At 62.4% G+C, this 21,700-nt stretch carries 18 protein-coding genes and 2 pseudogenes; 15 read left to right on the top strand and 5 right to left on the bottom strand.

Features of this window, described 5'->3' with window-relative positions; all coding sequences use genetic code 11:
- Nucleotides 1-140: 140 nt before the first annotated feature.
- Nucleotides 141-1,010 carry an SHOCT domain-containing protein gene (locus C2L65_RS43850; RefSeq protein WP_042305765.1) on the bottom strand — a complete coding sequence of 290 codons (870 nt, stop codon included), beginning with the start codon at nucleotides 1,008-1,010 and terminating at the stop codon, nucleotides 141-143.
- 296 nt (nucleotides 1,011-1,306) lie between these two features.
- Nucleotides 1,307-1,483: pseudogene (locus C2L65_RS43845) on the bottom strand (hemerythrin domain-containing protein); the annotation flags it as partial.
- 200 nt (nucleotides 1,484-1,683) lie between these two features.
- Here C2L65_RS43845 and coxB point away from each other — a divergent pair.
- From coxB to C2L65_RS43805, 8 genes are all read left to right on the top strand, one after another.
- On the top strand, nucleotides 1,684-2,751 hold the full coding sequence (gene coxB / locus C2L65_RS43840; protein ID WP_052426823.1) for a cytochrome c oxidase subunit II: 1,068 nt from the start codon (nucleotides 1,684-1,686) through the stop codon (nucleotides 2,749-2,751).
- Complete coding sequence (ctaD, locus tag C2L65_RS43835; protein ID WP_042305767.1) at nucleotides 2,748-5,345, top strand: cytochrome c oxidase subunit I; 2,598 nt, start codon at nucleotides 2,748-2,750, stop codon at nucleotides 5,343-5,345. The genes coxB and ctaD overlap by 4 nt, the downstream gene beginning before the upstream one ends.
- Nucleotides 5,342-5,674 carry a hypothetical protein gene (locus C2L65_RS43830; protein WP_052426824.1) on the top strand — a complete coding sequence of 111 codons (333 nt, stop codon included), beginning with the start codon at nucleotides 5,342-5,344 and terminating at the stop codon, nucleotides 5,672-5,674. Before ctaD ends, C2L65_RS43830 begins: the two co-directional genes overlap by 4 nt.
- On the top strand, nucleotides 5,650-6,639 hold the full coding sequence (locus C2L65_RS43825) for a cytochrome c oxidase assembly protein (protein ID WP_081920803.1): 990 nt from the start codon (nucleotides 5,650-5,652) through the stop codon (nucleotides 6,637-6,639). The genes C2L65_RS43830 and C2L65_RS43825 overlap by 25 nt, the downstream gene beginning before the upstream one ends.
- The gene (locus C2L65_RS43820) at nucleotides 6,636-7,976 is read left to right on the top strand and encodes a c-type cytochrome (RefSeq protein WP_081920804.1); all 1,341 of its coding nucleotides are present in this window, start codon (nucleotides 6,636-6,638) and stop codon (nucleotides 7,974-7,976) included. Before C2L65_RS43825 ends, C2L65_RS43820 begins: the two co-directional genes overlap by 4 nt.
- 15 nt (nucleotides 7,977-7,991) lie before the next feature.
- Entirely contained in the window at nucleotides 7,992-8,495 is a 504-nt protein-coding gene (locus C2L65_RS43815; RefSeq protein WP_042305768.1) for a CinA family protein, read from the top strand.
- Between the two features lie 59 nt (nucleotides 8,496-8,554).
- Entirely contained in the window at nucleotides 8,555-10,849 is a 2,295-nt protein-coding gene (locus tag C2L65_RS43810) for an FdhF/YdeP family oxidoreductase (protein WP_081920805.1), read from the top strand.
- A gap of 172 nt (nucleotides 10,850-11,021) precedes the next feature.
- Nucleotides 11,022-13,715, top strand: coding sequence for an ATP-binding cassette domain-containing protein (locus tag C2L65_RS43805; protein WP_103254690.1), 2,694 nt, complete (start codon nucleotides 11,022-11,024; stop codon nucleotides 13,713-13,715).
- 129 nt (nucleotides 13,716-13,844) lie between these two features.
- Here the strand turns inward: C2L65_RS43805 and C2L65_RS43800 are convergent, their stop codons facing one another.
- Nucleotides 13,845-14,840 (bottom strand): YihY/virulence factor BrkB family protein, encoded by a 996-nt coding sequence (locus C2L65_RS43800; RefSeq protein ID WP_081920819.1) that lies wholly within the window; start codon nucleotides 14,838-14,840, stop codon nucleotides 13,845-13,847.
- Nucleotides 14,841-15,023: 183 nt separating this feature from the next.
- Here C2L65_RS43800 and C2L65_RS43795 point away from each other — a divergent pair, with 183 nt between their 5' ends.
- Both C2L65_RS43795 and C2L65_RS43790 read left to right on the top strand, forming a co-directional pair.
- Nucleotides 15,024-15,356, top strand: a complete 333-nt coding sequence (locus C2L65_RS43795; protein WP_233446739.1) for a hypothetical protein — start codon at nucleotides 15,024-15,026, stop codon at nucleotides 15,354-15,356.
- A gap of 46 nt (nucleotides 15,357-15,402) precedes the next feature.
- The gene (locus tag C2L65_RS43790) at nucleotides 15,403-16,761 is read left to right on the top strand and encodes an NRAMP family divalent metal transporter (protein WP_233446738.1); all 1,359 of its coding nucleotides are present in this window, start codon (nucleotides 15,403-15,405) and stop codon (nucleotides 16,759-16,761) included.
- Between the two features lie 31 nt (nucleotides 16,762-16,792).
- On the opposite strand, the gene C2L65_RS47260 is transcribed toward C2L65_RS43790, so the two are convergent.
- Both C2L65_RS47260 and C2L65_RS43780 read right to left on the bottom strand, forming a co-directional pair.
- Nucleotides 16,793-16,930 (bottom strand): glycoside hydrolase family 15 protein, encoded by a 138-nt coding sequence (locus C2L65_RS47260; protein WP_427910227.1) that lies wholly within the window; start codon nucleotides 16,928-16,930, stop codon nucleotides 16,793-16,795.
- Between the two features lie 22 nt (nucleotides 16,931-16,952).
- Nucleotides 16,953-17,144 carry a hypothetical protein gene (locus tag C2L65_RS43780; RefSeq protein ID WP_081920806.1) on the bottom strand — a complete coding sequence of 64 codons (192 nt, stop codon included), beginning with the start codon at nucleotides 17,142-17,144 and terminating at the stop codon, nucleotides 16,953-16,955.
- Between the two features lie 116 nt (nucleotides 17,145-17,260).
- Between C2L65_RS43780 and C2L65_RS43775 the strand changes: the two genes are divergently transcribed.
- The 5 genes and pseudogenes from C2L65_RS43775 to C2L65_RS43755 all read left to right on the top strand — a co-directional run bounded on the left by C2L65_RS43775 (nucleotide 17,261) and on the right by C2L65_RS43755 (nucleotide 21,649).
- Nucleotides 17,261-19,054, top strand: a complete 1,794-nt coding sequence (locus C2L65_RS43775; protein ID WP_042305783.1) for a thiamine pyrophosphate-requiring protein — start codon at nucleotides 17,261-17,263, stop codon at nucleotides 19,052-19,054.
- Nucleotides 19,055-19,136: 82 nt separating this feature from the next.
- The gene (locus C2L65_RS43770; RefSeq protein WP_042305784.1) at nucleotides 19,137-20,039 is read left to right on the top strand and encodes an SDR family oxidoreductase; all 903 of its coding nucleotides are present in this window, start codon (nucleotides 19,137-19,139) and stop codon (nucleotides 20,037-20,039) included.
- 94 nt (nucleotides 20,040-20,133) lie between these two features.
- Nucleotides 20,134-20,683, top strand: a pseudogene (locus C2L65_RS43765) (hypothetical protein).
- Between the two features lie 251 nt (nucleotides 20,684-20,934).
- Complete coding sequence (locus C2L65_RS43760; RefSeq protein WP_042305888.1) at nucleotides 20,935-21,213, top strand: hypothetical protein; 279 nt, start codon at nucleotides 20,935-20,937, stop codon at nucleotides 21,211-21,213.
- A gap of 217 nt (nucleotides 21,214-21,430) precedes the next feature.
- Nucleotides 21,431-21,649, top strand: a complete 219-nt coding sequence (locus C2L65_RS43755; protein WP_042305785.1) for a DUF2795 domain-containing protein — start codon at nucleotides 21,431-21,433, stop codon at nucleotides 21,647-21,649.
- The last annotated feature ends 51 nt before the right edge of the window (nucleotides 21,650-21,700 follow it).

The raw sequence follows: 21,700 nt of genomic DNA, 5'->3' as shown, positions 1-21,700 counted from the left end.
CAGCGCACAAGTTGCGCTTCAGGCGTCTTCAAAGGCATTCGGGGCTGCAGACGTCAAAAGCTTGTGGCCATCCCAGGTTAGCCGCCATTCGCTCTACCCATCGAAATCGTGCCCCGTTGCGCTGCGCGATGACAGGACGCTCACAAACGGCTCAGCAGCTCCGCCTTCTTGGCGGCGAACTCCTCATCGCTGAGAATCCCCTTCGCCTGCAGTGCGGCGAGCTTCTCTATGGTGGCGAACACGTCTGTCTCGCGGGCCACCGACTGAGTGCTGACGGGCTCCTCCTGCATCAGCGGCGACACCGGCTGCGGAACCCCGCCCAACGAAACAACCGGCAGGCTGGCGACAGCAACCAGGCCGTGCTGGCTCGCGAATGTGAGGGACGCGCCGCGGGACTGCTGCTGCGAGAAGCCGCTGATCTGGTGATCGAGCGTATCGTAGACCGTCACCTTGCCGTTCACTTCGATCGCCAGGCGCCGGGTCGGTCCGAAGTAGGCATAGCGGACGTCGTTCTGGGCACCCGTTGTGTTGGGCCGCCCCAGATCAGCGGGCCACCAGTCGCCGGAATTGCCGGGCGCGGGCGGAACGAACAGACTCACCGGTTCGACTGGTCCGGCTGCAGTCTGCTGCTGGTTCCTGCCACCGTAACCAGCGTTCTGCTGTTGTTGCTGGCGGCCACCGTCGTTGCCCTGCTGCTGGGTACCCTGGTTCTGCGACTGGAAGCTGCCGTTGCGAATCAGGTCGGGCTGGTTTGCCACCAGGCGGGAAAGCTCAGAACAGAGCCCGTCGACCCGGCCCTTCAGGTAGTGGTTGAACATGTCGGAGACCATGGTCATTCCTCCCTGCATCCACTGGCCGGAGCCACCAAATTCGGGGTGATCGAACTGGGCCATGCTGCCGTTACCGCGAATTACAGACTCCAGCATGCTCATCACCGCATCCGTGCTGAACCCATGTCGCTGGGCTACTTCTTCGATCAGTTGCTGGCCGGCGGGGGTGAGTTTTTGCATGGTGATCCACTCATGGTTTCTCGTGTTGCCTCCCGGGATGATGTTACTCCCCGGGTAATTGCCACCGCCCGATCGTTTTGCGGTGAAGTGTCTGTTCGGTGAAGTGTCTGTTATCTCCGACCCATAACGATTGTCTATTGGAGCATGTTAGCGAGTTTCGAGATGCCCGGATCGATCAAATCCGGGGACACGCCGGTTGGCGGCACGGTGTTCGTCGGCTCTGGAAACCCGAGCGATGGTACGGGCGCCGGGGTGCATGCCTTTAGCTTGCTTCCGCTCTACCGGCAGTCGAATCTCAGTTCTTCGCATGCGCGCCGCGCCAGCGTGCCCTTTGCGTCCAGATCGCCGTCCGCCGCCTTTTCGAACGCATCAAAGAGCTTCTCAACTGCGCGGTGATCGGCCTTCAGCAACGCGATCGCGTCCGCTGTAGCGGGGGCGTCAGTCGATCCGCTTTCCTTGTTCTGCGTGTTCATTCGTATCTCCCTGAAATATGTGAGGAATTGCGTCGCTGCCGTCCATGTACGGTCTCACGATCCGCATCCACATTCAGCAATGAGCGTTCCTCGAACCAGCGGTGCCGAGGTGTGTGGGCGCGCGTCCGTGACCTAGAGTCATGACTGACTGGCACACGGTATGCGACGCACCGGTGTTTCCATCGAGTTGACCGGACCAGATGACCGCCGACAGCCGTGTTCGACGAGCTCACTCGCGCGCGTACGCGGCGCTGCGTGCGTGCGTCCTGGTGTTTTCGGCGCTGGTCGTGCTCGATGTCGCCGCCGCGCCGCAACAGAGCGCGCTCGAGCCGGCAGGCGTGCAGGCGGCGCATATCCTGCGGCTATGGAATGTGACGCTGGTCATCTGCGGAACCGTTTTCGCAGCCGTGCTTCTTGCAACGCTCGTGGCGCTCATGCGCAACCGTCGTAGCGCCGGCTCGTCGCCGTCCACTCCTCAGCCCGACGAGCGAACTTCGACGCGCACGCGCAACGCGGTCATCGCGGCGACGGCTGCATCGGTCGTGCTGCTCGTCGGTCTGGTAATCGCCGACGTGACGACGGATCGCGCGCTCTCGAAGCTGCCCGTCGAGAACGCGGTGCATATCGAAGTGACGGGGCAGCAATGGTGGTGGCAGGCTGTCTATCCGCCGGAAGCGGACCAGCCCGGTTTCGCGACTGCCAACGAGTTGCACGTGCCCGTCGGTCGGCCCGTCATCGTCGCGCTGAAGGCAGGCGATGTGATCCACACGTTCTGGGTGCCGAATCTGCACGGCAAGAAGGACATGCTGCCGGGTATCCAGACGACAATCGAATTTCGCGCCGACAAGCCCGGCATATACCGCGGTCAGTGCGCCGAGTTTTGCGGTGCAGAGCATGCGCTCATGGGGATGCTCGTCGTTGCGCAATCGCCCGAGCAATACTCGGCGTGGCACGTCCAGCAACTTGCATCCGCTTCAGGTCCATCCGACGCACTGGCACAACGCGGACGGTCGATCTTCGAACAGTCGAGTTGCGCCGGATGCCATACGGTGCGTGGTTCTTCCGCGCAAGGCACGCTCGGCCCGGATCTCACGCATCTGATGAGCCGCCAGACGATCGCAGCAGGCGCGCTCGCAAACACGCCCGCCGATCTGCTCCAATGGATTGGCGATCCGCAAGCGGTCAAACCAGGCACGACGATGCCGGCAGTGCCGCTAGCCGGCGACGATCTGCGGGCCGTCGTCGCATGGCTGGGGACATTGCAATGAGCACCGCGGAACCGCGAATCGCGACGGGTGTGAACCTCGATCTGAAGGACGGGCCGGACGCACCGCAACACGTAAGAGATGCGCTCGCGCAAACCTGGCGCGATCCGGGCGGCTTTATCGGCATGCTGTCGGCCGTCAATCACAAGACCATTGCGCGCCGCTTCATCGTCACAACGTTCGTCTTCTTTCTACTGGCGGGTTTGCTTGCGCTCGGCATGCGCACCCAACTGGCTCGCCCAGACAGCCGATTATTCGGACCGGACCTCTACGACCAGATCTTCACGGCGCACGGCTCGACGATGATGTTCCTGTTCGCCGTACCCGTCATGCAGGCGGTTGCAGCGTGGCTCGTGCCGCTGATGGTCGGCGCGCGCAGCATCGCGTTTCCGCGCGTCAATGCGTACGCCTACTGGGTGTTTCTGTTCGGCGGCCTGACGTTGTACGTCGCGCTCGTCCTGGGCGCCGGGCCGCGCGCGGGCTGGTTCAGCTACGTGCCGCTCTCTGGCCCCGACTATTCGACGGGCAAAGGCACGGACATCTGGGCGCAGATGATCACGTTCACGGAGATCTCCGGGCTGCTCGAAGCCGTGGTGCTGATTGCGACGATCCTCAAGATGCGCGCGCCCGGCATGTCGCTCAACCGGATGCCGCTATTCGTATGGGCGACGCTGGTGACGCAGTTCATGGTGCTGTTCGCGATGCCCGCCGTGATGCTGGCAAGTACCGCGTTGATCCTCGACCGCCTGGTCGGCACGCAGTTCTACAACCCGGCGCTCGGCGGCGACGTGTTGCTCTGGCAGCATCTGTTCTGGTTCTTCGGCCACCCGGAGGTATACCTGATCTTCATCCCGGCGCTCGGCTTCATGTCGGCGATTGTCGCGACGTTCTCGCGCCGTCCGGTGTTCGGCTATCCGGCGATGGTGCTCTCGTTGATCGCGACCGCCTTCCTCGCGTTTGGGCTCTGGGTTCACCACATGTTCGCGACATCGGTGCCCGCGCTCGGCAAGAGCTTCTTTACGGCGGCGAGCGTGATGATCGCGATTCCGTCCGGCGTGCAGATCTACTGCTGGCTCGCAACGTTGCTGACGGGCCGGCTGAACATGAAAGCGCCGCTGTACTTCGTGCTGGCGTTTTTCTTCAATCTCGTGCTAGGCGGTTTGACGGGTGTGATGCTCGGATCGGTGTCGCTCGATCTGCAGGTGCACGACACGTACTTCGTCGTCGCGCACCTGCATTACGTGCTGATCGGCGGCGCTGTGTTTCCGCTGTTTGGCGCGATCTACTACTGGTTTCCGAAAGTGATGGGCCGGATGCTGGACGAGCGGCTTGGCCAATGGCACTTCTGGCTTTTCTTCATCGGCTTCAACGTGACGTTCTTTCCGATGCATCTGCTCGGTCTGCGTGGGATGCCGCGCCGCGTGTGGACCTGGCCGCACGGCATGGGCTGGGACACGATGAACCTTGGCTCGACCATAGGCGCGTACATGATGGCTGCGGGCATGCTGGTGTTCATCTACAACGTAGTGCATAGCAGCAGGCACGGATCACGGGCGGGCGCCGATCCGTGGGGCGGCGGCTCGCTCGAGTGGAGCGTGCCGAGCCCGCCGCCGCCTCACAACTTCGACGCGCTGCCCGTCGTCCATGCGCAGGAGCCGCTTTGGGAGGCACCTCGCGAGCCTCGCTGGGTGTCGGGACTGACGGCGACCGCGCGCGAAGTGCTGACGACGACCGCGCTCGACGCGCAGCCCGACACGCGCCCGCTGTTCCCAACGCCGTCGATCTGGCCGTTCCTTGGCGCGGTCGCGACGACGGTCTTCTTCATCGGCTCGATCTATACGCCGTCGGCGGTGTGGTGGGGCACTGTGCCCGTCGCGATCGCGATGATCATCTGGTTCTGGCCGACGCGGCGCAACAATGCGATTGCGCGCGCACTGGAACGCTGGCCCGACGACGCGCCGCACGACGGCGCAAAGAAAGTGGCGATGCCGCCCGCGCAACCGTCGACGCTCGACGTACGCGGCCTGCCGAGCTTCGGCTTCGGGTCACGCAGCCTGATGTGGTGGGCGACCATGGGGCTGATGCTGATCGAAGGCACGGCGTTCGCGCTCGCCATCGCGATGTACTTCTATCTGCGAGCCGTCAACGCGGTATGGCCGATGCATGCGCCGCCGCCGGCGCTGCTGTGGGGCTCGCTGAATACGGCTGTGCTGATCGCGAGCATGCTGCCCAATGAACTCGCGCGGCGAGCCGCGAACAAGGGCAACCGGGAAGGCGCGCGCCTGTGGCTCGTCATTTGCCTCGCGTTCGCGCTGATGTTTCTGGTGTTGCGCGGCTTCGAGTTCGCCGCGCTCAACGTGATGTGGTACGCGAATGCGTATGGATCGATTGTCTGGCTGCTGCTTGGCCTTCATACGACGCATCTGATCACCGATACCGTCGATACCGCCGTCCTTGCCGCGCTGCTGTACCTCGGGCCGTACGAGGGGAAGCGGCTGGTCGACACCAGCGAGAACGCGGTCTACTGGTACTTCGTCGTGTTGAGCTGGCTGCCGATTTATCTGGTGATCTATTTCGCGCCACGGATGTCGCCATGATGCGGACTTCGTTTGCCTCGTGGCTCGGTCTGATCGTCGCGCCGTTTGTCGTGCTCGGTGCGCAGAGCCTCAACTATGCGCTCGTGCAGGTGGCGTGTGCACAGCGCAGCACGCTGGCGCTCGATGTCGTCAGCGCGGTCGCATTTCTGTTTTCGGTGGCGGCGACAGTGCTTGCCTACACGCGCTGGCGTCTCGTGTCGCGCGCACGCGATGCCGACGGGGCCAGCGCTGCTTTCTTTGCGCAGATGGCGATGCTGGTTGCCGCACTGTCGGCGCTGATCCAACTGATGATGTGGTTCCCGCAATGGTTGCTCTCGCCTTGTCGTTGAACGCAACACGCACGCGTGTCAGGTTCGCTACGGCGCTGACATGCGTTGCGTTGCTCACGCCTGGCGTCGCCATTGCGCACGTGCTGTCCGCATCGGACCCGGTTGTACCCTCGTTCGGCTGGACGGCCGGGCCCTGGGTGCTTGTGTTGATGATGGCAAGCCTCGTCGCGTATGGGATCGGCTATGTGCGTCTGCGCAAGCGCGGCTCGCCGCACGCACGCAGCGCGCGGGTTCGCGCGACCCATCTCGTCGCGTTTGCCGGTGGCTGGCTCGGGCTGGCGCTCGCACTTTTCTCGCCGCTCGATCCGCTTGGCACAGCGCTCTTCTCTGCACATATGGTGCAGCACGAATCGATGATGCTGATTGCCGCACCATTGCTCGTGATGGGCCGACCACTCGGCGTATGGATATGGGCGTTGCCGAAGCGTGCGCGATTGCGGCTTGGACGGCTGGTCAGGACGCGCGCGTTTTCCCGGTGCTGGTACGCGCTGACCTTACCACTGGTTGCCTGGCTACTGCACGCCGTGGCGCTGTGGGCGTGGCATGCGCCTGCGTTGTTCCAGGCGGCGCTGGTTCATCAATGGGTACATTCGCTACAGCACGCGAGTTTTCTGCTGACGGCCTTGCTCTTCTGGTGGACCGTCGCAGGCGACGGCGCGCGGCGACAGACGGACGGCCATGCCATGTTGTCGCTATTCACGACGATGGTCCACACGGGCGCACTCGGCGCGTTGATTACACTCGCGCCTGGCCTCTGGTATCCGCTGTACGTGGAACCGTGCAGCGCGCTAGGCGTCGATCCGCTGCACGATCAGCAGTTGGGCGGGCTCATCATGTGGGTGCCGGCGGCGACCGCGTATCTGGTGGGCGGACTGGCGATCGCCGCGCGCTGGCTGACGCGTCGCAATGTGCCCGTGCTCGCGACCCGGCATGCGGTGATTGTGCCGCGGGACGGGACGCGATGAAGCCTCGTCGCATACCGTCCTTCCGCTGGCTCATCGCGTGCGTGTTGTCGGGCGGCTGCGCGCTCGCGCTTCTGTTCGTTCCGCCGACACCCGATGAAGCTGCCGTCGCCGCGCCTGCGCAAGCGCCGTTGCCTGATAACGCAATGCTCGCGCGCGGCAAATACGTCGCGAAGGCGGGCGATTGCGCGGGCTGCCATACGGCGGCGCAAGGTGGTGCGCCGCTCGCAGGCGGACTGGGCCTTGCATCGCCATTCGGCAGGATCATGTCGAGCAACATCACGCCCGACCGGCAATTCGGCATCGGCCAGTACAGCTACGAGGATTTCGCGCGCGCGTTGCGCGAGGGTGTGGCGCGGGACGGTAAGCGACTGTATCCGGCGATGCCGTATGCGTCGTTTGCCAAAATATCGGACGACGACATGCGGGCGCTGTACGGCTACGTCATGCATCGCGTTGTGCCCGTCGCAAAACCAACGCCGCCTTCTGACGTGGCGTTTCCGTTCAATCAGCGCTGGGCGCTGCGCTACTGGCAGCTAGCGTTTGCGCCAGGCGGCGTGTACAAACCGCGTGCGGACCGTGACACGCAATGGAATCGCGGTGCGTATCTGGTGCAATCGCTTGGTCATTGCGGCGCCTGTCACACGCCGCGCGGCGCGGCGTTCCAGGAGCGCGGCTACGACGAATCATCGAAGAGCTATCTCACGGGCAGCGTCAACGATCACTGGTTCGCGCCGAACCTCACAGGCGATAAAGGATCGGGCCTCGGCCGGCTGAGCGCCGCCGACATCGCGTCGTTCCTTAAGACGGGGCACGCCGGCGGCGTGATCGCCTATGGCAGTATGGTCGAGCAGATCGAAGACAGCTCTCAATACCTCACCGACGAGGATGCGCAGGCAATCGCGCGCTATCTGAAGTCGCTGCCAGCGCAAAAGCCGTCCGGCACCTACACGCCGGCCGCCGATCCGGGGCGCGCGTCCGTCAATGGCAACCGCGTGCCCGATGAACTGTCGCTCGGCTTTAACGTGTATCGCAGTTTTTGTGCAAGATGCCATCGCGATGACGGCATGGGCGTTCCCAACGCCTTTCCTTCGCTGGCGGGTAATCCTTCCGTGCTGACGGAAGACACGACGTCGCTGATCAGGCTGCTTGTCGAAGGCGGCAATAGCCCGGCGACGCTCACAGGGCCACCGCGCCAGTCGATGCCCGGTTTCGTGGGGACACTGGCCGATGTGCAGATTGCCCAGGTGCTGACATATATCCGCAGTGCGTGGGGCAACAACGCGCAACCGGTCACCGCGAACGATGTAAGCACGCTGCGCGCCGAACTGCACAAGTGAGAGAGAGGGGGAGCCATGAACGTGGCACGACAGGTGGTGTCTTTTCTCAGCTCGCGCGGCCTCAAGCTCGCGACGGCCGAATCGTGTACGGCGGGGCAGATTGCATCGTGTCTCGCCGAAGTGCCCGGAAGCGGAGCGTGCCTCGATGTCGGCTTCGTCACATACTCGCCGTCTGGCAAGGCAGGCTTTCTCGGCGTGCAGCCTGCGACCATGCAGCAACATGGCCTGACGAGCGAAGCCGTCGCCCGCGAGATGGCGGAGGGCGCGTTGCAGCAGGAGGCGTGTTGCGCTCATGTTGCGGTGGCCAACACCGGCGTCGCCGATGCATCGCCATCGGACGGACCGCCGCCCGGTACGCAATGCTTCGCGTGGGCGTACCGGATGCGCGATGGTCACATCGTCACGTTTGCAGAAACCCGACGCTTCACCGGCAGCCGCAACGAAATCCGTCATCACGCTGCGCGTTACGCGCTGTCGCGCATCGAGCATTACTTCAACACCTTGGGCTCGCTGCGCTGAGCGAGTGTCGCTGAAGCGCGCGAGGCACGGCGGATGCTTGCATCGACTCCAGGAAATTCATGGAGTGCATGATGAGCACCGCCCATAAGAAATCAGATGCCTATCAGCATGCAAGCGGCGGCTGGGGTTCCGTCAAGGCTGTGGCAAGCGCCCTTGTGCACGAGCGTGCGCCCGTTACGACGAGCCGCGTGCTCGTTCATCAGAACAAGCCCGGCGGCTTCATGTGCGTCGGCTGTTCGTGGGCCAAACCGGCTCATCCGCATCCATTCGAGTTCTGCGAAAGCGGCGCGAAGGCGACTGCATGGGATACGACTTCGCGCCGTGTCGATCCGGAATTTTTTGCCTCGCGTACCGTGAGCGAACTCGAAGCGTGGCACGACCACGATCTCGAAGAAGCGGGGCGACTTTGTGCGCCGATGCGCTGGGATGCCGCCACCGACAGATACGTCGAAACCACCTGGGAACATGCGTTCGGTGAGATCGGACGCGAGTTGCGGGCACTCGATCCCGATTCCGTCGTGTTCTATACGTCGGGGCGTGCGTCGCTCGAAACCTCCTACATGTACCAGCTTCTCGCGCGCATGTACGGCACCAACAATCTGCCCGACAGTTCGAACATGTGCCACGAGAGCACGAGCGTCGGCCTGAAAGAGGCGATTGGCGTTGGCGTCGGGACTATCACGCTCGACGATTTCACTCACACCGATCTGATGTTCTTCTTTGGCCAGAACGTCGGCACCAACAGTCCGCGCATGCTGCACGACCTGCAGGCGGCGCGCGAGCGCGGTGTGCCGATCATCACTTTCAATCCGATACGCGAGCCGGGGCTCGTGAGCTTCGTGAATCCCCAATCGCCGTTGCAGATGCTCAAGCCAGGCGCTACACAGATCAGCACGCAATACCACCAGGTGAAGGCGGGCGGTGATTCCGCCGCGATTGCCGGCATTTGCAAGGCGGTGATCGAAGCGGACGACCGCGCACAGTCGGAAGGCGGCGCGCGCATCATCGATGTCGCCTTCATCGCAGAACACACGACAGGCTTCGACACGTTTGCCGCGTATGTCCGCGACATCGGCTGGGAGGAACTTGAACAGGCGAGCGGCTTGCCGCGGCAAGCGCTGATGGCGGCCGCCGACGAGTACATGCGGGCCAAGGCCGTGATCGCACACTTTGGCATGGGGCTCACGCAACATCGGATGGGCGTGCAGAACGTGCGGATGATCGTGAATCTTCTGCTTCTGCGCGGCAACATTGGCAAGCCTGGCGCAGGTCCATCGCCGATACGGGGACATTCGAACGTGCAAGGCCAGCGCACGGTCGGCATCACGGAAAAGCCGTCGCTTGCGCCGCTCGACAAGCTCGCCGGGCAATACCATTTCGAGCCGCCACGCCATGAAGGCATGGCGACTGTCGATGCGTGCAAGGGTGTGATCGACGGTCGCGTGCGGGCGGTGATGCAGCTTGGCGGCAATCTCGTCAGGTCGGTTCCGGACCGTTACGCGATCGAGCCGGCGTGGCGCAAGCTACGCCTGACCGTGCACGTCGCGACCAAGCTCAATCGAAGTCATCTCGTGCATGGCGAAGTGTCCTATCTGCTGCCGTGCCTCAGCCGCATCGAGGTCGACACGCGCCTCGGCAAGCCGCAGGCGGTTTCGATGGAGGACAGCACGGGTTGCATGCATGGTTCGCGCGGTGTCGCGTTGCCGGCAAGCGACCGTCTGCTGTCTGAACAGGCCATCGTGGCGGGCATCGCGATGGCGACGCTCGATCAGTCATCGGTCGACTGGGAAGCATGGAGCAACGACTATGCGCTGATCCGCGATGCAATTGCTCAAACCTATCCCGACATCTTTCACGACTTCAACGCGCGGTTGTGGACGCCTGGCGGCTTTCACCGCCCGTTGCCGGCGCGCGAACGGAAATGGCAAACGAAGAGCGGCAAGGCGGAGTTTCTTGTACCCGAGACGTTGAACGAAGACCCCGACATGCCGGAGCGCAGCCTCACCGATTTACGTCTGTTCACGCTGCGCAGCGACAGTCAGTTCAACACGACGATCTATCGGCTTGACGACCGGTTTCGCGGCATCAGCGGTACGCGGATGGTCGTGTTGATGAATCCCGCGGACATCGCGCGTCAAGGGCTCGAAGCGGGTATGTCGATATCGCTCGCAGCGGTCTCGCCGGATGGAATGAAGCGGCAGGTGGATGGCTTCAGGGTAGTGAGTTTCGATCTGCCTGAGGGGTGCGTTGCGGGTTATTTCCCCGAGTGCAATCCACTGATTCCCCTCTCGCATCATGCGAAAGAGAGCAAGGTGCCAGCCGCCAAGTCGATCCCAGTGCGGATCGTGCGGTAAGCGGCGTTGGGAGAAGTTTGAAGGAGCCAAGCGCCGTTTGCATTGGGCGGTGGCTTCCCTGTGCATGCGCAACGCTCGCATGCGATAGCATCGTGGGTGACCTGACATGGTCAGTGCGCGTCCGGGGGACATTCGCACAACCTGCCGATTGCGCACCTCACGATGAACCGATATGGATGACATCCGCAGCAGACACCAGTCAACGCCAGGTCCCACCGACGCGCCCACCGGTTTCGTACGCGTGCGTGGCGCCCGCGAGCACAATCTGAAAAACATCGACGTACAGATCCCGCGCGATGCGCTGGTCGTATTCACCGGCGTATCCGGCTCGGGCAAATCGTCGTTGGCCTTCGGCACGCTGTACGCTGAGGCGCAGCGGCGATATTTCGAATCGGTTGCGCCTTACGCGAGGCGCCTGATCGAACAGGTCGGCGTGCCCGAAGTCGACGCAATCGAAGGGCTGCCGCCCGCCGTCGCTCTGCAACAGCAACGTGGCACGCCTGGCGCGCGATCATCGGTGGGCAGCGTCACCACGCTGTCGAGCCTCGTGCGCATGCTGTATTCGCGCACCGGAACCTATCCGCCGAAGCAGCCGATGCTGTTCGCCGAAGACTTCTCGCCCAATACGGTTCAGGGTGCGTGCCCGACATGCCATGGACTGGGACGCGTGTATGAGGTCACCGAGAAATCAATGGTGCCCGACGACACTTTGACCATCCGTGAGCGTGCGATCGCCCCGTGGCCGCCAGCATGGCACGGACAGAACCTGCGCGACATCCTGGTGACACTCGGCTACGACGTCGACACCCCGTGGCGCGAATTGCCAAAAAAGGATCGCGACTGGATTCTCTTCACCGACGAGCAGCCGACAGTGCCTGTCTACGCGGGGCTCACGCCCAAAGAGACGCGCGCCGCGCTCAGGCGCAAGGACGAGCCAAGCTACCAGGGCACGTTCACGGGTGCGCGCCGTTACGTGCTGCACACCTTTGCACACACCCAAAGCGCGCTGATGAAGAAGCGCGTATCGCAGTACATGGTCGGAAACGACTGCCCGGATTGCCTCGGAAAACGGCTCAAGAAGGAAGCGCTTTCGGTGAAATTCGCCGGGCTGGACATTGCCGAACTGTCGCAGTTGCCGCTCTCAGGACTCGCCGCGATGCTCGAACCGATCGCGCGGGGCGAATGGCTGGAGCGAGACACGACGGCGACCGGCCGTAGCGCCAGCAAAGACACCGTGCTCAGCAAGAGCGCCATGCGCGATGCCGTCGACAGGCGTGTTGCCGCCGGCGGTTCAGCGCACAAAGCTTCGCCCGATGTGCGGCGTACGCCGAATCTGTCCGAAGAGAAACGCCTCGCCGCGCAGCGCATTGCGGCCGAATTGCTGGAACGCCTGGCGCCTCTGATTAATCTTGGCCTGGGTTATCTCGCAACCGAGCGCAGTACGCCCACGCTGTCGTCGGGTGAATTGCAGCGCCTGCGACTCGCCACGCAATTGTCGTCGCAGCTCTTTGGCGTCGTGTATGTGCTCGACGAGCCATCGGCTGGCTTGCACCCCGCCGATGGCGAAGCGCTCTTCAGCGCGCTACAACAACTCAAGCAAGCCGGCAATTCGCTGTTTGTCGTCGAGCATGATCTGCAGATGATGCGACGTGCCGACTGGCTGGTCGACGTCGGTCCGGCCGCCGGTGAGGCGGGCGGACATGTGGTGTATAGCGGACCGCCTGCGGGACTCGCGGATGTCGACGCGTCACAGACGCGTCGACATCTGTTCGCCCCGGCCGCGCGGGTTGATCGCACGCCTCGCGGTGCCGCGGGCTGGCTGCGGGTTGCCAATATCACTCGCAACAATCTGCATGGGCTGAATGTCGCGTTTCCGCTCGGCTGTCTGACGACGGTGACGGGCGTATCGGGCTCGGGCAAATCGAGCCTCGTCAGTCAGGCGTTGCCGGAACTGGTCGCGAGCCGGTTGGGAAAAATCATCGAAAGCCCGGACGATGAAGAACAGGACCCGCTGCTCGCCAGCAAGTCGGCGCCGACGAGCGGCCACATCGCCGAGGGCATGGAGGCAATCAGGCGACTCGTGCGCGTCGACCAGAAACCGATTGGGCGTACGCCGCGCTCGAACCTCGCGACCTACACGGGGCTTTTCGACCACGTGCGCAAGCTGTTCGCAGACACACCCGCCGCGCGCAAGCGTCGCTACAGCGCGGGCCGCTTCTCGTTCAACGTCGCGCAAGGCCGGTGCCCGACGTGCGAGGGCGAAGGGTTCGTCAGCGTCGAACTCCTGTTCCTGCCGAGCGTGTATGCGCCATGCGCGACCTGCCACGGCACCCGCTACAACACTTCGACACTGGAGATCGTCTGGCAGGGCAAAAACATCGCCGAAGTGCTGAACCTGACCGTCGACGCCGCGTGCAGTTTCTTCGCCGACGAAGCCAGCGTCATGCGCGCGCTAAACGCACTGCGCGACATCGGTCTCGGCTACCTGCGACTCGGCCAGCCGGCCACCGAGCTTTCCGGCGGCGAAGCGCAGCGCATCAAGCTCGCTACCGAACTGCAACGCGTGCAGCGGGGAGACACGTTGTACATCCTCGATGAGCCGACTACGGGGCTCCATCCGGTGGATGTCGAACGGCTGCTGATACAGCTGCAAGGACTGGTCGACGCGGGCAATACGGTGGTGGTGGTCGAGCACGACATGCGGGTGGCTGCGCAAAGCGATTGGGTCATCGACGTTGGCCCGGAAGCCGGAGACGCCGGCGGGACGATCGTGGCGAGCGGCATGCCCGTCGACGTTGCGCGCGCGAATGAAAGTCACACAGCGCGGTATCTGCGGCAACAGTTTTCAGAAACAAGCGGACCGTGACCAGCCTCTATGTTTGCTTCACGTGGACTGTCCGGTCGGCGAACGCTCAATTTACCGCTACACCAGCGAGGCCGGCGTTCTGCAAATGGGCGGGTACAGGAGAGAGGCAATCAGGGAGCGCCGTCCACGCTATTTTTGAGGACGCGATGTCGACGATCTGCGAGCCGCTCGAGTTTTCCAAAGGCCTTGCGTCGGGCCGCCGGCACCAGGCTCCTGCGCATCTGCGTCGCTGTCGTCACGAGAAGGTGTACCGCTTATCACGGCGACCACCTCCGCGCCCAGCAGGAAAACGGCAGCGCAAAAGTACAGCCACATCATCAGCACCGCGAGCGAGCCGGCCGCACCGAAAGAGCCAGCCGTGCCTGCATGTGCCAGATAAAAACTGAAGAGATGACGGCCCACCGTGAAGAGTACCGCCGCGATGAGTCCGCCGATCAACGCGGGCCGGATCGCGACGTGTGTGTCCGGCAGCCATTTGATCAGAGCGCCCAGTCCAACGGTCAGTATCACCAGACCGAATAGCGTCTGCGCTACCTCCGCAAAGACAGTGAGCGCCATGCTGCCAAAGAGGGCGTTCCCCACCGTCTGAACGGCTGCGTCGAGGACGAGCGAAACCACGAGCAGGAACGCAAGCCCCATCACAAGACCCAGCGATACGAGACGCGCACGCAACAGAAACGCGACGCCCGCGATGCCTTTCGGGGAATTGGCCTGGAACACGACGTCGAGTGCCGTGTTGAGCGACGAGAACGTTGCGGATGCGCCAACCACAAGCAACGCAATGGATATCAACGCGGCAATGCCGCCGTTGCCCGAGTAATGTGCATGTTCGACGATCGCCTGTATTGCGCTTGCTGCATCCGCACCGAGAATGCCCTTGATCTGGTGGAAGAGCTTCCCCTGCGCGGCATCGCGTCCAAAAAACCAGCCGATGACTGCTAGCACGATCAACAGTGTGGGCGCGAGCGAGAACGCGGAATAAAAAGCAACGCTCGCCCCCATCATCGTACAGCGGTCGCTGGAAAAGCGGCCTGCGACATCTTTTACGAACGCCACGACGCCCTTGACCCCGTGCGGCCTCGGCCGGGAATGCTGCGGCGGCTTTAGAACGCTTGTCGGTCGCATATTGAACTCCTGCAAACGTCGGTCGAGACGATCGATCCGCAGCAACGGGTGTGCCGCAAGCACCTGCAAGCCTGACAGATAAGGCCAGGCAGCAACCGAGCCTCGTGCATCTGAGCGGTTGACAAATCAGGCTCAATCCGTGCTTGCCACAGGTCGTGGGGGAATCGCGACAGCGGCGTCCGCGTGTCGCTGCTCAATGTAGAGGGGACGATGATGGCGATGACGCGTCAAGGGTTTGAAGCAAAGGTCGGTGCCGTACTTCGAGATCATGGCGTAGGAACGACGGCAGACCTCACCGATGAACTGGTTGCGTATTGGACCGGTCGGCGCGTCGCCTATGTCCTGATTAATGAGTCTCCTTCTGGGTCCAGCTACGAAGAGTTCGTCATGGACGACGCGCAGTGGAGAATCTGGCGATCCTGGCTGGAAGCATGGATCGATTCTCCGACGTTTAGCGTCCGGCCTGAAGTGCATGACTGGCTAGCGGAGGAACCTCCTGCGGACGCAGGTGAATGAAATGGCGTGCGAGGGATTGGGCAGGCCGACGCGCCACTGACTGCAAATGATTGACCCACAGCATCGCTCGAGTTATGGGCACCACGTGATAATCAGCCGACTAAGGAAGGACGAGAAAACCAATGACCCACCGGTGGCTCACTCGTGGGCGGCAGATCTGGGACCGGGGCTGGCGTCGACGGGAAGCGACAATGACCCGAGTGGCATTGCGACCTATTCGCTCGCTGGTGCGCAGTTCGGCTTGGATTTGGCCTGGTTGTGCGTGCTGTCATATCCATCAATGGTCGCGTTTCAACTGGTCTCATCACGCATTGCCGTGCTGACGGGCCAAGGTCTGACCAGCAACATGCGTGAGCACTACCCGCGTGCGTTCTTTTATCTTGCAGTTGCTCGATTTTTGATTGCCAACGTGCTCAATGTTGCGGCAGACACGGTTGCGATGGGCGTGGCAGCACATTTCCTGTGGCATGGTTCCGTAGCGGTATTCGCGGGCGTGGCGACGCTGTTGTCGGTAGCGCTTCAGTTTACGTTGCCCTATCCTCGATATGCCAATACGTTGAAATGGCTGACGTTGTCGCTCTTTGCATATGCCGGCGTCGTGATCGTGATGCGCATCCCCTGGCACGTGCTGTTATCGGCAGCGCTCGTGCCGCATCTTCACTGGCAAGAACACTACTTCTCAATGCTACTGGCGGTGCTGGGCACGACGATCAGCCCGTACCTGATTTTCTCGCAGGCGACGCAGCAACTGGAAGAGTTGCGGCTCGACCCCGAACACAAACCGTCTGCGGAACATAACCGCCTGCTCGGGCAGCAATTTCGCAAGACCCGAAAGGACACGCTGATTCGAACCGCACTATCCAACGCTGTTGGGTTCTTCATCATGGCCGGGGCGGCCGCAACACTCTACGCCTATGGTCGAGGTCTGACGGATATAGACGGCGCAGCAAACGTACTGGAACCTGTCGCGTATCGATACGCTCCGCAGGTGCTGGCGCTCGCATTCATTGGAACGGCGTTGCTAGCTTTACCGCCTCTGGCAGGTTCGGCGGCACACGCAGTCGCAGGTATCGTCGAAAGCAAGGACAAGGCGCTCACGGACCGGCGAATCTCGCTCGCATTGCTCGTCGTGATGCTGTTCGGCGGTGCCCTCGGCGTAGTGCTGACTTCTGCACATGTGGAACCGCTACGGCTGATGTATTGGAGCGCGGTGTTGAACGGCTCCACAGCAACCCCCGTCATGTTCATGCTGGTGCTGTTGAGCACGAAGCATTCGGCCGTGGGCGATCTGAGTGCTCACTGGGTGCTTCGAGGCCTGTGCTGGCTTGCCACCGTGTGTGCGGCAGCCGCACTCGTGTCGCTGTTCGTGCTCGAGTGGTCCGAATGGAAAAGCGGTGCCGCGTGATACCTCTCTATCTGTAACGGCAGATGCACCGTCATGATTTTCCGAGAACCCGCGCCGCATTGATCAACGCAACGTGCGACAGCTTCTGAGAAAAGTTTCCGCGGAGGCGTTGCAGGCGCGTGTCATATTCCTCCGTGAGAAAGCCGAGGTCATTTCGCAGGGCCAACACGCGCTCGAAAAGTTCGTGCGCTTCATCGCGGCGTCCCTGAAGGTGACGCACCTGCGCGAGCCACAGGCTGCATGCTGTCGCGCACCTGGCCTGGCGCAGTGACGAGAGACAAACCAAGGCGCTTCGCACGCGGATCCCAGAGCGCACAGTCCAGCGCCGAACTTGCCGTAGCGGCCACACCGTCGCGCCCAGGATTGCGTACACGCCGTTGCATCCTTAAGCAGAGAGAGGGAGCAGTGGATGTGCCTTACAGCGTGATTTAGTCGGCGACGGGGCGCGCTGATTGCTCACCGACGAAATGGCAATCCGGTTCTTTTACGGGAGACTTTCATGTCAACCACAGTAGGCGACTTCATTGTCGAGAGGCTGCATCACTGGGGCGTCAAGCGGATGTACGGTTATCCCGGCGATGGCATCAACGGTGTGTTCGGAGCGTTGAATCGTGCGGACGGGAAGATCGAATTCGTGCAGGCGCGGCACGAGGAAATGGCGGCGTTCATGGCGAGCGCCCACGCAAAGTTTACGGGCGAACTCGGTGTCTGCATCGCGACTTCGGGGCCAGGTGCTTCGCATCTGATTACTGGCCTCTACGATGCGCGCATGGATCATATGCCCGTGCTCGCTATCGTCGGTCAGCAGGCGCGCGCAGCACTTGGGTCTCACTATCAGCAGGAGCTCGATCTCGCTGCGATGTTCAAGGACGTGGCGGGCGCCTATGTGCAGCAGGCAAGCGTGCCCGCTCAGGTGCGTCACCTCGTCGATCGCGCGATCCGCATCGCGCTGTCGGAACGGCGTGTGACGGCGCTGATTCTGCCCAACGATTTGCAGGACCTCGAATACGAACCGCCCGCGCGCAAGCACGGCACCGCGCATTCCGGTGTCGGCTACTCGCAGCCGACCGTAATTCCCACACAAGACGATCTGCAACGCGCAGCCGACGTGCTCAACGCCGGGCATAAGGTTGCAATCCTCGTCGGCGCCGGGGCTTTGAACGCTACCGATGAAGTCATCGCGGTCGCAAACCGTCTCGGCGCGGGCGTGGCGAAAGCGCTGCTCGGCAAAGCCGTGCTGCCCGACGATCTGCCGTGGGTGACAGGATCGATTGGCTTGCTTGGCACGAAGCCGAGCTACGAAATGATGAATGCGTGCGACACGCTGCTGATGATCGGCTCGGGCTTCCCCTACTCGGAATTCCTGCCGAAGGAGGGCGACGCGCGCGGCGTGCAGATCGACATCAAGGCCGACATGCTGAGCCTGCGCTACCCGATGGAAGTGAACCTCGTCGGCGACAGCGCGGCGACGTTGCGCGCGCTACTGCCCCTGCTGACTGAAAAGGACAGCCATACATGGCGCTCGCGAATCGAACGCTGGACTTCGCGCTGGTGGGAGACGCTCGACGAACGCGCGCATCAGCCCGGCGGCAACGGCGTGAACCCGCAGCGCGCTTTCACTGAACTGTCGCCGCGCCTGCCCGATAACGTCATCCTCACGAGCGACTCGGGCTCATGCGCGAACTGGTATGCGCGCGATCTGAAGATCCGGCGCGGCATGATGGCGTCGTTGTCGGGCGGCCTGGCGTCGATGGGCGCGGCCGTGCCGTATGCGATTGCCGCGAAGTTCGCGCACCCGGAGCGGCCCGTGATCGCGATGGTCGGTGATGGCGCGATGCAGATGAACAACATGGCGGAACTCATCACCGTCGCGAAGTACTGGAAACAATGGGCTGATCCGCGCTGGATCTGCATGGTGCTCAACAACGAAGACCTGAATCAGGTCACGTGGGAGCAGCGGGTGATGGAAGGCGACCCGAAGTTCGACGCGTCGCAGAAGTTGCCGAATGTGCCGTATCACCGGTTTGCGGAAATGCTCGGCTTGACGGGCCTGTACGTCGACAAACCCGAGCAGTTAGCCGATGCATGGGAAACCGCGCTGGCCGCGAAACGACCCATCGTTCTCGAGGTGAAGTCGGACCCTGAAGTGCCGCCGCTGCCGCCGCACGTGACGCTCGCGCAGGCACGCGCATTTGCGCGGACCTTGATGGAAGGCGACCCGAAAGAAGGCAGCGTGATCGCCAATACGGCACGTCAGGTACTGGGCGCGGTGATTCCAGGGGGCAAGGATTAGACGCTTTGGCATCGCGCGGTCGAACAGGTGGTATGCGTTTTGCGCTTGCCGTCGGCACGAACTTCATGCAAAGGAGCGAAAAATGGGCGCCACCGTTAGTCAATATCGTATGCAGGACCCCACGAAGCAGTATCCCGGCCCGGAATTCGGGCGACAGCCGCAGGAGGCGCCTGGGCTTGCGCAGGCGATGTCACCGAAGCCCGATCACGGCGAGACAAGTTATCAGGGCTTCGGCAGGTTGAAAGGCAGGCGGGCGCTTATCACGGGCGCCGATAGTGGCATAGGTCGCGCCGTCGCTATCGCCTTCGCGCGCGAAGGCGCGGATGTGGCACTGAACTATCTGCCTTCGGAAGAGCAGGACGCCCGGCAGGTCGTTGGACTCATTCGCGAGGCGGGACAAAAGGCCATTGCGCTGCCAGGCGATATTGCAGACGAAGCGTTCTGTCGCAGGCTGATCGATGACAGCCGGGCGCAACTCGGCGGACTTGACATTCTCGTCAACGTTGCCGGCAAGCAGCACTTCGTCGAACACATTGCCGACCTGAGCACAGAGCAGTTCGAGGCGACGTTCCGCACGAATGTGTTTGCGATGTTCTGGCTTTGCAAGGCAGCCTTGCCGCACATGCCGCCGGGTGCGACGATCATCAACACGACGTCAATCCAGAGCTATCAGCCAAGTCCCGGATTGCTCGACTACGCATCGACCAAGGCTGCGATCACCGCATTCACGCATGCGCTTGCCAGGCAGGTGATCGATCGCGGAATTCGCGTCAATGGCGTGGCACCGGGTCCGGTCTGGACGCCGCTGCAGCCAAGCGGCGGCCAGCCGCAGGAGAAGGTGGAGCAATTCGGCTCTGAAGTCCCGATGAAGCGTCCAGGTCAGCCTGCCGAGCTTGCACCGATCTACGTCGTGCTGGCATCGCAGGAGTCGAGCTTTGTCACGGGTGAAATCTACGGCGTAACGGGGGGTAACCACTTACCCTGACGACCTCGGCCTGGTGACATCGCAGTGAACGGGCGCGGCACATGGTGTTTCGACGGCGCTTCGATCAACTTTGGCACACGCCACGGAGTATCACATGCATTGGATTGACCCAGACTGTCTGCCGGAAACACGCGGTGTCGTTGATCGATTTCTCATGAACCCGCACGGAAAACTCGATGGACTCGTACTTCGTGGAAGCACGTCAGGTCCACTTTCCTCCCCCTATGTCAGCGTGGGCGGCGCGTCACATCAAGGTCGGCGATCGTATCCGGATACGTGGCATAAAGCCACGCGGTGTCGACATGATCTCCGCCGTCTCATTGACGGCGAGCGATGGCAGAACATTTATCGATGATGGACCACAACACAGCGGGGCGTCCGGGCCTGAAAAGCTGTCGTGTGCCCCTGTGCCGATGGGAGTTCAGGGAGTGGTGACGCTATCGCTGCATGGGCCAAAAGGAGAGTTGCGCGGCGCCGTGCTCGACGATGGTACGTCGCTACGCGTGCCGCCGCATGCTGGCGAAGCGTTGCGTGAGTACCTGACGCCTGGTGCTTCCATTTGCGCATGGGGCCGTGGTATCAGGAATCGTTTCGGCCGGGTAGTGGACATTGACGAAATCGCCTGTTGGGTTGATGCCGCGTGATGGTTTTCGGCATTCTCCGGAGACCGGGCGATCGGTCAATATACGGGCAGGATCTCAGGTGTAACTCGACTGGCGTTCGCACGCGCCATGGACACCCCTGGCGACGAAGCATTTGAGGCTGCACAGCCGCCAATTGAGCGCGTCAGCGCAGGCATTGCTTATCGATGCCTGAGGCATGGGGCTTGCGGTTAGCTGAACGCGGGTTCACACCTTCCGGTGCAAACGACCGCTCCGCGCTTCAGGAGACGACCATGCGAGGCTCGACAAAAGGAATGTTGATTTCAGCGCTGCTTATCGGTATTGCAGGAAATGTCTACGCGCAAGGCGCGGGTGGCGGAGGCGCCGCCGGCGGGCAGGGCGGCACGGGCATGAGCAAGCCGAACGCAGGGGGCTCGACCGATACCGTGTCGGGTGCGTCAGGGGCGAATACCATGGCACCCTCCGGTACCACGTCTCACAAGAAGACGCACAAAAAGTCGAACGCCGCCATGGGGGCATCGGCTCCCACGCCAGCGTCGGGCGGCAGTTGACGAATAGAGATCCGGGCGGGGTGCGAGCGGTCCGCGTAACCGGGGTCCGGGTATTCGTTCGTTCCGTGCGAAATCTGGCGGTAACGGCGTAAGAAGCCGCTTGTGGCAAAGCTGTGCAGCCTCACAGGCTTTTGCAACTTGACGGATTTTCAACCCGTTGATCGTTCGCCTGATCGACGATCGCCAGGAACGGTGACTATTTTGAGGGGATCGGCCGATGTCAATTTCAAATCGTGAAAACTCGCACATCCGCAAATCTGTCGATGTGCAAAAGGCGCTCAAGGGTGCCTCCTATCCTGCATCCAAACGCGATCTGCTGAAGACGGCGAAGCAAAATGCCGCTGATGAGGACGTGATGGAAGCGCTAGCGGCATTGCCGGACGAGCAATATGGAAGTCTCGCCGACGTATCGAAGGCGGTGGGTAACGAAGATTGAACTGCGTATGGCGGCGCGGGAAGATCGCCGCCACTGATTGCCCGGAGTGTT

Source organism: Paraburkholderia terrae, from assembly GCF_002902925.1.
Taxonomy (GTDB): domain Bacteria; phylum Pseudomonadota; class Gammaproteobacteria; order Burkholderiales; family Burkholderiaceae; genus Paraburkholderia; species Paraburkholderia terrae.
Note: the sequence above shows the minus strand (reverse complement) of the source record. Positions and strands in the feature narration are given on the sequence as shown.